This is a genomic window from Auritidibacter ignavus (assembly GCF_029853775.1).
Lineage (GTDB): Bacteria > Actinomycetota > Actinomycetes > Actinomycetales > Micrococcaceae > Auritidibacter > Auritidibacter ignavus.
This window is the reverse complement of record NZ_CP122564.1, coordinates 544,005-558,427: the sequence shown is the minus strand read 5'-3', so window position 1 is coordinate 558,427 and position 14,423 is coordinate 544,005. Positions and strand designations below refer to the sequence as shown.

12 protein-coding genes are annotated in these 14,423 nt (G+C 62.3%); 6 read left to right on the top strand and 6 right to left on the bottom strand.

Annotated features, from left to right (window positions below; all coding sequences use genetic code 11):
* Positions 1-136: 136 nt before the first annotated feature.
* The 6 genes from tkt (at position 137) to pgl (ending at position 8,719) form a co-directional block, all read left to right on the top strand.
* Complete coding sequence (gene tkt, locus QDX22_RS02455) at positions 137-2,296, top strand: transketolase (protein ID WP_279717962.1); 2,160 nt, start codon at positions 137-139, stop codon at positions 2,294-2,296.
* Positions 2,297-2,380: 84 nt separating this feature from the next.
* Positions 2,381-3,514, top strand: coding sequence for a transaldolase (gene tal / locus QDX22_RS02450; RefSeq protein ID WP_279717961.1), 1,134 nt, complete (start codon positions 2,381-2,383; stop codon positions 3,512-3,514).
* 61 nt (positions 3,515-3,575) lie between these two features.
* The gene (locus QDX22_RS02445) at positions 3,576-5,225 is read left to right on the top strand and encodes a glucose-6-phosphate isomerase (RefSeq protein ID WP_279717960.1); all 1,650 of its coding nucleotides are present in this window, start codon (positions 3,576-3,578) and stop codon (positions 5,223-5,225) included.
* Positions 5,226-5,284: 59 nt separating this feature from the next.
* Positions 5,285-6,880: a glucose-6-phosphate dehydrogenase gene (gene zwf / locus QDX22_RS02440; protein ID WP_279675081.1), complete on the top strand. Its 1,596-nt coding sequence runs from the start codon at positions 5,285-5,287 to the stop codon at positions 6,878-6,880.
* Entirely contained in the window at positions 6,880-7,830 is a 951-nt protein-coding gene (locus QDX22_RS02435) for a glucose-6-phosphate dehydrogenase assembly protein OpcA (RefSeq protein ID WP_110098296.1), read from the top strand. The genes zwf and QDX22_RS02435 overlap by 1 nt, the downstream gene beginning before the upstream one ends.
* A complete protein-coding gene (pgl, locus tag QDX22_RS02430) occupies positions 7,820-8,719 on the top strand; it encodes a 6-phosphogluconolactonase (protein ID WP_279717959.1) in 900 nt (299 codons plus the stop codon). The genes QDX22_RS02435 and pgl overlap by 11 nt, the downstream gene beginning before the upstream one ends.
* A 49-nt stretch (positions 8,720-8,768) precedes the next feature.
* Here the strand turns inward: pgl and secG are convergent, their stop codons facing one another.
* The 6 genes from secG to whiA all read right to left on the bottom strand — a co-directional run bounded on the left by secG (position 8,769) and on the right by whiA (position 14,347).
* Positions 8,769-9,020 (bottom strand): preprotein translocase subunit SecG, encoded by a 252-nt coding sequence (secG, locus tag QDX22_RS02425; RefSeq protein ID WP_110098294.1) that lies wholly within the window; start codon positions 9,018-9,020, stop codon positions 8,769-8,771.
* 37 nt (positions 9,021-9,057) lie between these two features.
* On the bottom strand, positions 9,058-9,873 hold the full coding sequence (gene tpiA, locus QDX22_RS02420) for a triose-phosphate isomerase (protein ID WP_279717958.1): 816 nt from the start codon (positions 9,871-9,873) through the stop codon (positions 9,058-9,060).
* A 97-nt stretch (positions 9,874-9,970) separates the two neighbouring features.
* A complete protein-coding gene (locus tag QDX22_RS02415; protein ID WP_122549066.1) occupies positions 9,971-11,200 on the bottom strand; it encodes a phosphoglycerate kinase in 1,230 nt (409 codons plus the stop codon).
* Positions 11,201-11,335: 135 nt separating this feature from the next.
* Positions 11,336-12,337, bottom strand: a complete 1,002-nt coding sequence (gene gap, locus QDX22_RS02410) for a type I glyceraldehyde-3-phosphate dehydrogenase (RefSeq protein WP_279717957.1) — start codon at positions 12,335-12,337, stop codon at positions 11,336-11,338.
* Between the two features lie 165 nt (positions 12,338-12,502).
* Positions 12,503-13,126 carry a superoxide dismutase gene (locus tag QDX22_RS02405; protein WP_110110112.1) on the bottom strand — a complete coding sequence of 208 codons (624 nt, stop codon included), beginning with the start codon at positions 13,124-13,126 and terminating at the stop codon, positions 12,503-12,505.
* Between the two features lie 237 nt (positions 13,127-13,363).
* The gene (whiA, locus tag QDX22_RS02400; RefSeq protein WP_122549064.1) at positions 13,364-14,347 is read right to left on the bottom strand and encodes a DNA-binding protein WhiA; all 984 of its coding nucleotides are present in this window, start codon (positions 14,345-14,347) and stop codon (positions 13,364-13,366) included.
* Between the last annotated feature and the right edge of the window lie 76 nt (positions 14,348-14,423).

Genomic DNA, 14,423 nt, shown 5'->3' with positions numbered 1-14,423 from the left:
GGATGATCCATCGCATGGACGGCTCGATCGGCGCTAAGCTGAAGACGCAGCACTTTTCTCCAGAGCCTGCCCGGAGACGATCCGGGTGGCAGGGAAAGTCATCGTCGCACAAGTTCACCCTGCAGGAAGGTCCTCCGTGGTCTCACAAGATGCACAGACACATCATCACCTAAACCGGCTCCAACCGGCGCGAGACTATACCTATACCGAGCAGGATCAGCGCACCGTCGATTCGCTGCGCGTGCTGGCTGCTGATGCGGTCGAAAAGGTCGGATCTGGGCACCCCGGAACCGCGATCTCGCTGGCTCCGGTGGCCTGGCAGTTATTTCAGAACGTCATGCGCTGGGATCCCACCGATGCTGGCTGGCACGGTCGGGACCGGTTCATCCTCTCCCCCGGTCACACCTCGCTGACCCTGTACCTGCAGTTATTCGCCGCCGGAGCTGGTCTTCAGATGAGCGATCTGGAAGCGTTGCGCACCTGGGGCTCGAAGACCCCGGGGCATCCCGAGTACAGTCATACCGATCATGTGGAGATCACCACCGGGCCGCTAGGTCAGGGCCTCGCCTCGGCGGTGGGTTTCGCCTACGAACAGCGTCGGTTACGCGGATTGTTGGATCCCGAGGCTGCGATAGGGACTAGCCCGTTTGACTATCACGTGTTTGTGATCGCCTCCGACGGGGATATGCAGGAGGGGATAACCTCCGAGGCGTCCTCATTGGCCGGTACCCAGGAACTGGGCAATCTGGTGGTGATCTACGACGACAATAAGATCTCGATCGAAGATGACACCGAGATCGCCTTTAGCGAAGACGTGGCCGCCCGCTACCGGGCCTACGGCTGGCACGTGGAAGAGATCGACTGGACGGCCGGGGGTGACTACGTTGAGGACACCAGGTCGCTGTATCAGGCGATCGTTGCGGCCAAAGCAGAAACCCAGCGGCCCACGCTGATCATCTTGCGCACCATTATCGGGTGGCCGTCCCCGACCAAGCAGAACACCGGGGCGATCCACGGCTCGAAGCTAGGCCCCGAGGAGCTGGCCGGGCTCAAGCACGCTCTGGATGTTGATCCCGAGCAACACTTCCACATTGAACCTGAGTTACTCGAGCGCGCCCGCGAGGTCAAACACCGCAACGGCCAGTACCGGGCTACATGGGACGAGGCTCTAGCAGTGTGGCGGGCTGCCAACCCGGAACGCTCGGCCCTGTATGACCGCCTGATCGCCCGGAAATTGCCCGAGGGGTTTGCCGAGGCATTCCCGGTATTTGACGCCGACCAGAAGGGGATCGCCACTCGGGCCGCCTCCGGCCAGGTGCTCAACGCGCTGGCTGATGTGATGCCAGAACTGTGGGGCGGATCGGCGGATCTGGCCGGATCCAATAACACCACCATGAAGGACAACCCCAGCTTCATTCCTGAACGCCGGTCTACCGGAGCCTTCAGCGGACACCCCTATGGGCGGGTGTTGCACTTCGGAATTCGAGAGCATGCTGCCGGGGCGATCATTAACGGCGTGAATCTGGGCGGGCTGACCCGGGCCTATATGGGAACGTTTTTGATTTTCTCCGACTATCAGCGACCCGCCATCCGGTTGGCCGCGCTGATGGGCGCCCCCTCGGTGTTCGTGTGGACCCACGACTCGATCGGGTTGGGTGAAGACGGTCCGACCCACCAGCCAGTGGAACACCTGGCATCCCTGCGCGCAATACCCGGACTGGACGTGATCCGGCCTGCCGACGCTAACGAGGTTTCGGTGGCCTGGAAAACCCTACTGTCCCACACGGACCGGCCGGCCGGGATGGTGCTGTCGCGTCAGGCGTTACCGATCATGCCCAGGGACGAACGGGGCTTCGCCTCGGCGGAGCATGTCGCCCGGGGCGCCTATGTGCTGATTGATGCCCAAGGAGCTGGCGGTCCGCAGAGCGTTATGCCGGATGTGGTGTTGCTCGCGACCGGATCCGAGGTACAGCTGGCCGTGGCAGCGCGCGACCAGCTCGAGGCCGACGGGATTGGCACCCGCGTGGTTTCGGCACCCTGTCTGGAATGGTTCGACACCCAGGATGCCACCTACCGGACGGAGGTGCTACCGGCCGGTGTTCCCACCGTCTCGGTCGAGGCCGGGGTGGCCCAGGGTTGGCAACGCTACACCGGACCAAACGCCGCCCATATTTCGCTGGAGCATTTCGGTGCCTCAGCCGACTACCAGACCCTCTTTGAGCAGTTCGGAATCACCGTTGACGCGGTGGTGGCCGCCGCCAGAAACCTGGTGCGTGGCGGATCCGGCGATGGGTGAGCCGGCGACCGAACACCGAGCGATGACCGCCTGCCGGCACGACGTTGATCCCGCGTGGTCCCACGCAGAAAGCGAGCGTAACCCGTGACAGTACAACCCAGTCCCCGCACCGCAGAGCTGAGCACCGGCCGGGGTGTCTCGATCTGGTTGGACGATCTCTCCCGTCCGGCGATCACCTCAGGACTGTTGCGCGAGATGATCGAGTCCTACACTCTCACCGGAGTCACCACCAACCCCTCGATTTTCGCCAAGGCGCTGGCCGATGGGGTCGGCTATGAGTCCCAGCTGCGCGCCCTGGCCGCCGAGGGAGCCGATACCGAACGGGCCGTGAGGGAACTGACCACCCGGGACGTGCGCGAGGCCTGCGATCTGTTTGCAGAGATCTACCGGTCCACCCACGGCGTGGATGGCCGGGTCTCGCTGGAGGTCGACCCGCGACTGGCGAAGGACACCCAGGCCACGATTGATCAGGCACTCCAGCTGGCCGACGCGGTGGGACGCGAGAATCTGATGATCAAAATCCCGGCCACCACTGAAGGCCTGCCGGCGATCACTGAAGTCTTGGCGGCTGGAATTTCGGTGAACGTGACCCTGATCTTCTCGCTGGTGCGCTATCGGGAAGTGATCAACGCCTGGTTGCTGGGGCTGGAAGCCGCCCACCGGGCCGGACGCGATCTGAGCACTATCCACTCGGTGGCCAGCTTCTTCGTCTCTCGGGTTGACACCGAGATCGACGCGCAATTACAGCAGACCTCCCTGGAGCCGGCTCGAATCGCGGAATTGCAGGGCCGGGCCGGACTGGCCAATGCCCGGCTGGCCTACCGGATCTTCACCAACGCCCAGGACACCGAACGGTGGCGGTATCTCCGCGATGCCGGCGCGCGAGTCCAGCGGCCGTTGTGGGCTTCCACCGGCACGAAGAACCCCGCCTATTCCGATGTGTGCTACGTCGAGGGGTTGATCGCCGAGCACACCGTCAACACGATGCCACTGGCCACCCTGGAAGCTTTCGCCGATCACGGGGAGGTCGACCAGCCAGAGATCTGGACCTATTTTGCCGACGATGATCAGCTCCTCGACGATCTGGCGAAGGTCGGGATCGACTACCAGCAGGTGGTCACCACCCTGGAAGACGAGGGCATCGCCAAATTTGAGACCGCGTGGTTAGAGCTCTGGGCCACCGTAACCGACCAACTAGACCGCGCCAAGACCGCCTGACCGATCCACCCGTTCCCACCAATCTCAGCGCACGGACACCCCGTATCGACAGGAGCCAACGATGAATTCTCTGGGGATCAATCTTTCCGGTAACGCCCTCCACGGTGTTGACCAGCGTGTTGAGGAATTGCTCAGCAACCGTTTCGCCTCCCGCCTGTTGGAGCGTGATCACACACTGTGGGGCCCCGAGGCCGAAGCTGAAGCGTCGCAACGTCTGGGCTGGGTCGACCCCTTCGACACAGCCTTCGAGCTGATCCCACAGATCACCCAGTTGCGCGAGCAGCTGGCTGACAAGGGCATCACCCGGGTGGTGTTGGCCGGGATGGGTGGCTCCTCGCTGGGTGCTGAAGTCATGGCCCGCGCCGCCGGGGTCCGGCTGGATGTGGTGGATTCCACCGACCCGGAATTGGTGGGCTCGATTTTGGCCGCCGGGGTGGCCGATACGGTCTTCGTGATTTCCTCCAAGTCCGGCTCCACGGCTGAAACCGACGCGGCCCGGCGTGCGTTTACTCAAGCACTGCAGGATGCCGGGCTGACGCCCGGCGATCACCTGATTGCCGTCACCGACCCCGGATCTCCGTTGGAGTCGCTGGCCCGAGACCACCAGTACACCGCAGCGTTTGAAGCCGATCCCACCATTGGCGGGCGCTACTCGGCCCTGTCGGCCTTCGGGCTGGTACCGGCCGGACTGGCCGGAGTCGAGCTGACCACGATCGTCGACGATGCCGAGGCTGCTTCCCACAGTCTGTACGAGGACGACGAGACCAACCCGGCGTTACGGGCTGCCGCAGTCTTGGGGGCCGGGGCGCCGAGTCGCAATAAACTCATCATCACTAATTTTGATCAAGCTCTGCCCGGATTTGGGGACTGGATTGAACAGCTCATCGCCGAATCCACCGGAAAACACGGGACCGGATTCTTGCCGGTGATCGTCGAGCCCGGTGCCGTGGAGAACCGTAGTCACGACGAGGACGTGATCCACCTGCACCTGATCGCCGACCCCGGGGAATCCCAGGCGACGTTGAATCCGGAAGATCCTCGGGACGACGAGGTGCAGATTTATGGCAGTTTAGGTGCCCAGCTAGTGTTCTGGGAGGTCACCACCGTGGCCGCAGCCAGCCTGATCGGGGTCAACCCCTTCGATCAGCCTGATGTGGAATCGGCCAAGGTCGCCACCCGCGCAGTACTGGCCGAGCCGACCACACCGGAACCACCCCAGATCAGCACCGCCGAATTCGATCTATTCGGCCCGGCTGGGTTGCTCGGCGATGTGGAAGCCACCGGTGAAGCCCAACAGATCCTCACCGAGCTGTTCACCGTACTCGGTACGGTGCTGGAGGACGATAGCTACCTGGCGGTGCAGGCCTACACCAACCGGTTGCGGCAACAGCACCTCACCCGCCTGCGCCCGGCGCTGGCCCGTCGTTACGGTCGGCCGGTGACCTTCGGCTGGGGCCCGCGGTTCCTGCACTCCACCGGACAGTTCCACAAGGGCGGTCCGGCCACCGGCGTGTTCATACAAATTACCGCCGATTCCGAACTCGACCTGCAGATCCCGGGGCTGAACTACAGTTTCGCAGAGTTGATCACCGCCCAAGCCGCCGGAGATGGCTCGGTGCTGACCGAAACCGGACAACCGGTGGTGCGGATACATCTCAAGGACCGCTCGGCAGCGATCGAGACCCTGATCAACGCTGCCGAACAGATCTAGCCGCATCTGTCGATCACCACCGATCAACACACCCTACGTAGCAGGAAGGCACAGCACACGTGGCACCAGCATGGCCCGCAACACCCCAGGATCCGCCCCGCCCGTCGCGTCATACCAATCCGTTGCGTGACCCGGCCGACCGGCGCCTGACCTCGATTGCTGGACCCTCGGCCATGGTCATGTTCGGGGTCACCGGCGATCTGGCCCGCAAGAAACTGTTGCCGGCCATTTACGATCTGGCCCATAACGGGTTGCTGCCACCGAGTTTCTCCCTGGTCGGGTTCGGTCGACGCGACTGGGACCAGCAGGAATTCACCGCATTCGTGCAGGCCTCTGTGCGGGCACACGCCAGGACGAGTTTCAACGAGATCGTCTGGGCCCAGCTGTCGGGTGGATTCCGATTCATCTCGGGCGGTTTTGACGACGAGCAGGCCTACCAACGACTGTCCGCCACGTTGGAGGAGTTGCAAGACCAACGTGGCACTGGGGGCAACACTGCGTTCTACCTGTCGATCCCGCCGGCGTGGTTCGAAACGGTCTCCCGTCATCTGGTCGATCACGGGCTGGCTGGCAAACAGCTCGGTGCTGACACGGATACTGCGCTGGCTCCGTGGCGCCGGGTGGTGATCGAAAAACCCTTCGGGCATGATCTGGCTTCGGCTCGGGAGCTCAACGAGGTGATCGAGCAGGTCTTCTCCCCCGATGACGTGTTTCGGATCGACCACTACTTAGGGAAAGAAACCGTCCAGAATATTTTGGCCCTGCGATTTGCCAATCGGCTGTATGAACCGTTGTGGAATGCCGAACACGTCGACCATGTGCAGATCACGATGGCTGAATCGATCGGGATTGAGGGCCGTGCCGGCTACTACGACGGGGTCGGGGCCGCCCGGGATGTGATCCAGAACCACCTGTTGCAGTTGCTGGCGCTGACTGCGATGGAAGAACCCCTGTCTTACCGGGCCGATGATCTGCGGGCAGAAAAAGAAAAGGTGCTCAAATCCGTGGTGGTGCCCCAGGACCTGGGACACTGTTCGGCCCGGGGCCAATACGCCGGGGGCTGGCAAGGCGGAGAAAAGGTCCTGGGCTTTTTGGACGAAGAGGGATTCGATCCCCATTCCCGGACCGAGACCTATGCCGCGCTCAAATTGGGGATCCACAACCGACGCTGGGAGGGGGTGCCCTTCTACTTGCGCACCGGCAAGCGCTTAGGTCGGCGGGTCACCGAGATCGCGGTGGTGTTCAAGAAGAGCCCGGATCTGATCTTCCCGTCCCACGGGACCACAGACTTCGGCCACAACACCGTGGTGATCAGAGTCCAGCCCGACGAAGGGGTGACGATCCGTTTTGCCTCCAAGGTGCCGGGCACTCAGATGACGGTGCGCGATGTAACCATGGACTTCGGCTACGGTCATGCTTTCACCGAGGACAGCCCCGAGGCCTATGAACGCCTGATTTTGGACGTATTGTTGGGTGACCCGCCACTGTTCCCCCGGCACGAAGAGGTCGAGCAGTCGTGGCGGATCCTGGACCCATTTGAACAGTACTGGGAGTCGTTACCGGACCAGCCAGAACCCTATGAGCCAGGGTCCTGGGGGCCGGCCGGAGCGGATGAGATGATGGCCCGTGACGGGCGCGCTTGGAGGAGACCGTAATGATTGTGGAGCTATCCGGTACCACCGTCGATCAGGTCCTGAAGGAGATCGGCCGGCTCCGTGAATCTGGTGGCGTGGTCGCCTTAGGTCGGGTACTGTCGCTGATCATTGCAACCACCGCGGACAGTGTAGAAGAAGCCATTGAGGCAGCCAACCAGGCCTCGCGGGAACATCCCTGCCGGATCGTGGTGCTGGCTACCGGCGACCAGCGGAAGCAGACCGGGCTTGATGCTCAAATCCGCGTTGGTGGCGACGCCGGAGCCTCGGACGTGGTGGTGCTTTACACGTCGGGCCAGAACGCGGTGGAATCGGCGACGTTGATCAACGGGTTCCTGCTCCCCGACGCGCCGATCGTGGTGTGGTGGCCCGGCACGGCTCCCACAATCCCGGCTGAGTCACCACTGGGCCGGATCGCCCATCGCCGGATTGTCGATACCAGCGCACCCACTGGCGTGGACGCCCCGACGGCTCTGAAGCTACTTCGTGAAGGCTACCGGGCCGGGGATACCGATCTGTCGTGGACGCGGCTGACCATGTGGCGCAACCAGGTGGCGGCGATTTTTGACACGATCGACCCGGCGTCGGTGCTGGCAGCGACCGTGGACGGGGCCGAGAATAATGCGGCCACGATTTTGATGGGCGCATGGTTGCAGATGCAATTGCAGATCCCGGTCACCTTGGCTTCGACCGGGACTGGTCCGGGGCTGCGATCGGTGCGTTTGGTGCGGCGCGGCGGAGACATCGTGCTGGCTCGCAATGAGGAATCCCCGGTGGCCTTTCTGTATCAACAGGACCGGAAAGTGCAGCGCATTTCGTTGCCTCGCCGGTCACGCCAGGAGTGTTTGACCGAAGAATTGCGTCGCTTGGACCCGGATGAGTTCTTTGGTCGCGTGCTGGCCCAAGGCTTGCCAGCTACCAATACTAAGGCGGTGCATCCCAGTGCCCGATAACGACACTCCAACCGCATCACACCACGGTGGGCTCGCTCGTGCCATGCGCCGGGAAAGTACAGGTACCGGAGCAACTGTGGCGGTGTTCCCGGATAAGGCACAGTTGCTCGAGGCGGCCGCTGTTGAGCTGGTGGCGGTCATTAATCGGGCCTTGGACCAGCGTGGCCGGGCGCAGATCGTGCTCACCGGAGGAACCTCCGGTATAGGGTTGCTGGAACGGCTCGCGGATCCAAAGAAGAACCTTTTGGGACAGGTCACTGATTGGTCGGGCGTGCAGTTGTGGTTCGGAGATGAGCGCTATCTGGACGCGACTGATGCGCAGCGCAATGCGCGACAGGCCTGGGATGCGCTGGTGGGCACACTCGTTGCGTCCTACGGCCTCGGCCGGGAGCAGTTTCACCCCATGGCGGCTGCCACAGTAGGGCATGCTGACCGAGACCACCACGACGTGTTGGCAACCTCTGCCGAGCAGTACGCCACGGAGTTGGCAACGGCAGCCGAGCGGGATCCCGGAGTTGATCAGCGACTGCCACGGTTTGATGTGGTGCTACTGGGAGTTGGCGAAGACGGTCACGTGGCAAGCCTCTTCCCGGGGTTGCCGGGTGTCACGATAACCGGGCGCACGGTCATCCCGGTGACGGGATCGCCGAAGCCCCCGCCGGAACGGTTGTCGTTGACTCTGGAAGCGCTGAACAGTGGCGACAACGTCTGGCTTTTTGCCCCGGGAGCGGGCAAGGCCGGACCGGTGGGTGCGGTGCGCTCTGCTGACACGCCACCAGCAGCATCCGGGCAACAGCGTGCGATGGACGAGGTGCTACCGGCTCTGGTGGTGCGGGGACGGGTCAAAACGGTGTGGTGGGTGGATGAGCAGGCCCTGTCTGAGGGCTAGTTGCAGGACGTGGCCGAGGCGGACCGGGCTGAGACAAAACTGGCAGGGATCAGAATTCGCGCATGAACTGGGGCAACAGCGCCAGGACGATGATGATCGCACCCCACAGCACGCCGAGGAAGACGGTCAGGCGAGTGAGGTTGCGCTGAGCAACGCCCGAAGAGCTGAGTCCGGAGGTTACGCCACCACCAAACATATCGGACATACCGCCCCCGCGGCCCTTGTGCAATAGGATCAACAGCACCATGGACACACTGATGATCACCAAAAGGATCTGCAGGACAATCTGTAAAATTTCCACGAAAAGATTCTTCCTTTACGCCGTGGGTGACGGCCAGCTAGTCGGTCAACAAATGATGCTCGAACCTAACAATACTAGCAAATTCGGCTTCGTCGAGACTGGCCCCACCGACCAGGGCACCATCGACGTCTTTCTCGCGCATGATGCTGGCCACATTAGCGGCCTTCACCGAACCGCCGTAAAGGATTCGTACCGAGCGGGCCACCTCGGGCCCGTGGTCTTGACTCAGTAACTCACGGATCGCTGAGGCCATTTCTTGAGCGTCCTCAGGGCCAGCGACTTCGCCAGTGCCGATTGCCCAGACCGGCTCGTAGGCAATAACCAGGCCTTGCACGTGCTGGGTGGGTACTTTGGCGATCCCGGCGCGGACCTGGCCCAGGGTGTGCTCGAGATGGCGATGGTCTTCACGCACCTGGAGGTCCTCGCCGACACAGAGGATCGGCACGAGCCCGTGCGTGAAGGCGGCCTGGACTTTGGCGGCCACGATCTCATCGGATTCCTGGTGGACGCTACGACGCTCGGAGTGGCCGACGAGCACGTACCGGCAGTCGAGTTTAGCGAGGAACTGGCCCGAGATATCACCGGTGTAGGCTCCGGAGGCGTGTGGGGAGAGATCCTGGGCTCCCAGAGAGACCGGGAGCTTATCACCGCGGATCAGGGTCTGCACACTGCGGAGATCCGTGAAGGGCGGGAAAACCGCGACCTCAATGGCGTCGAAATCATGATCGGCATCGTTGAGGGTCCAGCAAAGCTTTTGCACCAGCGTGACGGCCTGCTGGTGGTCGAGGTTCATCTTCCAGTTACCGGCCATCAGCGGGGTGCGGTCATAGACTCCGTTAGTTGTGGAGGTCATGCACAGATCAGTCCTTCATCTTCTCGGGTCCGGTCAGCAAAGGCTCGACGAGCTACGCCGTGCCAACGGTCGGGTTGCACGTGCTACAGAGCCTGTCTTAGTTCTGCAGGGCCTGCACACCGGGTAGCTCGCGTCCTTCCAAATATTCCAGGGAGGCCCCGCCTCCGGTGGAGATATGGCCGAACTGGTCGTCACCGAAGCCCAGATTGCGCACGGCAGCTGCTGAATCGCCACCGCCAACCACGCAGAGTCCATCAACCGCGGTGAGAGCTTCGGCTACGGCCTTGGTGCCGGCCGCGAAGGCGGGTAGCTCGAAGACACCCATCGGGCCGTTCCAGAAGACGGTGTGAGCTGCGCGGATGGTCTGGGCGTAATGGGCTGCCGAGTCGGGCCCGATATCGAGGCCCATGGCCGACTCTCCATAGGTACCAGTTGCCAGACCATCGACGGGGCGAACTTCATGCCCGGCGTCAGCACCGAACGTTTCGGCCATCACGATATCGGTCGGCAACACGATGGTGGCCGCGCCACCTTGGCCGGAGCGCTTCAGGTATTCGGCCACGGTATCGATCTGGTCTTCTTCGAGTAGTGAGGAGCCGACCTGATGCCCCTGCGCGGCGAGGAAGGTGAAAACCATTCCCCCGCCGATCAGTAGCGTGTCGGCTTTGTCGAGCAAGTTATCGATGACCGCAAGCTTATCGGAGACTTTAGATCCACCCAGGGCCACTACGTAGGGGCGAGCCGGTTCGGTGATCAGCTGGTCGAGTACCTGCAACTCGGTAGCGACCAGGTCACCCTGGTAGGCCGGAAGGTGCCGGGCGATATCGAAGACAGAGGCGTGCTTGCGGTGCACCGCGCCGAAGGCGTCGTTAACATAAACCCCAGTGTCGCCGACCAAACTTGCCAGTTCAGCTGCCAACTCAGCCCGTTCGCTGTCATCTTTGGAGGTTTCGCGGGGATCGAAGCGGACATTTTCCAGCAACAGGATCGATCCGTCGGCCAGCGCATCGGCCTTGGAACGAGCATCTTCACCGGTCAAATCGGTGGCACGCTGGACCGCGATCGTGGTGAGTTCAGCCAGCCGGGTAGCCACGGGGGCCAGGGAAAATTCGGGGTTGGCCTCACCCTTGGGGCGTCCCAGGTGAGCCATGACGATCACCTTGGCTCCTGCTGTGGCGAGCTTTTCCAAAACCGGCAATGAGGCGCGGATCCGACCGTCGTCCGTGACGGTTCCGGAATCCAGAGGCACGTTCAGATCAGACCGAACCAAGACGTAGCGGGAGCTGACTCCCTGCTCAAGCAAGTCGTTGAGGTTTTGTGCAGGCATAGGAGGAGACCTTTCAAACGGCGATATTCAGGAGCATACACCGGCCCGAGCGGTCCACCGAGCAGTGGACTCGCCCGGGCCGAACGTCTGGTGATCCAGGGGGCTGATGATGGTGTCAGAGCCGAGTTCCAGGGGTTAGAGAGTGTCGGCGGCACGCTCGACGAGGTCAAGCATTTGGCAGGTGTAACCGTACTCGTTGTCGTACCACCCAATAACCTTCACCACGCGACCAATGGACTTGGTCAGCGGGGCGTCATAGGTGCAAGCTGCGGGGGTGGTTGCGATGTCAGCCGAGACCAGCGGGTCGGTAGAGTACACCAGGCGTCCGGAGAGCTCGGGGGTTTCGGAGGCCTTTTTGAAGGCTTCGTTGACCTCCTCGATGGACACCTCATGGTCGAGCTCGACGGTCAGGTCGGTGGCAGAGCCGGTGATCACCGGCACGCGCATTGCGAAACCATCGAGCTTGCCCTTCAGATCCGGGATCACTTCGCCGATGGCTTTGGCGGCCCCGGTGGAGGTCGGGATCATGTTTTGGGCCGCGGCCCGAGCGCGACGCTGATCCTTGTGCGGGGCATCGACCAGCTGCTGATCGCCGGTATAGGCGTGGATGGTGGTCATAATGCCGTCGACGATGCCGAAGCTATCGTGCAGGGTCTTGGCCATTGGGGCCAAACAGTTGGTCGTGCAGGAGGCAGCGGAGATGATCGTCATCTCTTCGGTGAGGTTCTGATCGTTGACACCGACCACGAAGGTGCCATCAACGCCTTTTCCGGGGGCAGAGAGCACGACCTTCTTGGCTCCGGCGTTGAGGTGGGCGCTAGCGGCCTGGCGATCCCGGAACTTACCGGTGGATTCAATCACGACATCGACACCAAGCTCGCCCCAGGGCAGGTTGTTCGGGTCCTTTTCCTGGAACACGCGGATCGTTTGGCCGTTGGCGATGATATTGCCGCCGTCGTAGCTGATCTCGTGTGGGTAGTTACCCAGCACCGTGTCGTATTTGGTCAGGAAAAGCAGGTCTTCGGGTTTGGTCAGATCGTTGACGGCCACCAATTCAAGATCGGGGTGGCGAGATTCGATAACCCGTAACGCGTTACGTCCAATACGTCCGAAACCATTGATGGCGATTTTTGTCATGTCAGGTCAAGCCTGCCTTTCGCAAAAGACTGTGTTGCCGTAAGCATGGTAGCGAGGTCGAGATGCTACGCCGGCCTCCCGTTGTCCAGTCTAAACAGCACCGGGGGCACCCTGCTAGGTGCAAGGTGCCCCCGAAGCATGGTTCACGCTACGACAACGCGATGGTTACGGGGTGACCAGACCGGATGCCTGGGAGCGTGCTACCTCAAAGCGCCGCTGAACATCTTCCCAGTTGACGATGTTCCAAATGGCCTTAACGTAATCGGCCTTGACGTTCTGGTAGTCCAGGTAGAAGGCGTGCTCCCACATGTCCAGCTGGAACAGCGGGATGGTCGCCACGGGGACACCGTTCTGCTGATCGTAGAACTGCTCGATGACCAGGTTGCCACCGATCGGCTCGTAAGCCAGGATCGCCCAGCCCGAACCCTGGATACCCAGAGCAGCTGCGGTGAAGTGGTCGCGGAAGGAATCGAAGGAACCGAAGTACTCGTCGATGGCGGCAGCCAACTCGCCGGTGGGCTTGTCGCCACCGTTTGGGGAGAGGTTCTTCCAGAAGATGGAGTGGTTGGTGTGACCACCCAGGTTGAAGGCCAGATCCTTGGAGAGCTGGTTAATCGCGGAGAAGTCACCGGCTTCGCGAGCTGCCTCCAGCTTTTCCAGCGCGGTGTTGGCGCCTTTTACGTAGGTATTGTGGTGCTTATCGTGGTGAAGCTCCATGATGCGGCCGGAGATATGGGGCTCCAGGGCTGCGAAATCGTAGTCTAGGTCGGGCAGAACGTACTTTTCCACGTTTCCTCCTCATACATCCCCCACGATGGCGTCTGGCGGTGGGGCCACGCACGCAGGGCAGGGTTTTTGATCAGTTCTGTCAGCCGGTGCGGTGTGTCGACCATAAGCTGTCGTGATCGCTCCGGCGAACAGCGACGGGACGCGTCTTCAAGGCCACGCCCGTTGATTCTCATCCTAGACAACGTGACCCGGTAGCGATCAAGAGCACACTGACTCGGATCAGCTCAGGGCGAGAGTTTAGTCATCTTCGCGTAATTCTTCAGGCACGGCGTCGTGGGTATTGGGAATGTTTTCCTCGGCGGCACGCTTATCGGCCATGGCCAATAACCGGCGAATACGGCCGGCGATGGCGTCTTTGGTCATCTGCGGTTCGGCCAGTCGCCCCAGTTCATCCAGGGAGGCATGCTGGTGCTCGATGCGGAGCCTGCCGGCGTATTCCAGGTGCTCGGGCACATCGTCTTCCAGGATCTCCAGGGCGCGAGCGACCCGGGCGCCGGCGGCCACGGCGGCCTGGGCGGAGCGACGGAGGTTCGCGTCGTCGAAGTTCGCCAGCCGGTTGGCAGAGGCCCGAACTTCTTTGCGGGTACGGCGCTCTTGCCAGACTTTAACGGTTCCAGTGGCCCCCATGGCAGTGAGCAGGTCGGCAATGGCATCTCCATCGCGAATCACGACTCGATCGGATTGGCGTACTTCGCGCGCCTTGGCCATCACGCCCAACCGACGGGCAGCACCGACCATGGCCAGAGCAGCCTCGGGTCCGGGTGCGGTGACCTCCAGGGCGGAAGAACGGCCCGGCTCGGTCAGGGAACCATGGGCCAGGAAGGCCCCGCGCCAGGTAGCGGCGGCATCGGCCGTGGAGCCGTTGACGATCGCCGGTGGCATGCCACGAACCGGACGTCCGCGGGGGTCGACCAAACCGGTCTGGCGGGCCAGTTCGGCTCCACCGGCCAACACACGGATCACATAGCGGTCCCCGTGGCGCAAATTTTGGCCGGAGACGCGGATCACTTCGGTTTGGTGGCCGTAGAGCCCTTGGATCGTCTGGCACAGACGCTGGGCCGCTTCGTGGTGGTCGAGTTCGGTCTCGACCACGATGCGACCGGAGATGAGGTGGATACCACCGGCGAAACGCAACATGGCCACGGCCTCAGCGGCGCGCTCCGAGGAGGTGGTGACCGGAATCTGGCACAGCTCTTGCTTCACAGCGGCTGTCAGTGCCATGCAATACCCTCTTTCGACAACGGCACATCGGCAAGATGGCCCGAGTGTTTTACCGAGTGTTTCCGCGCCACCAGGT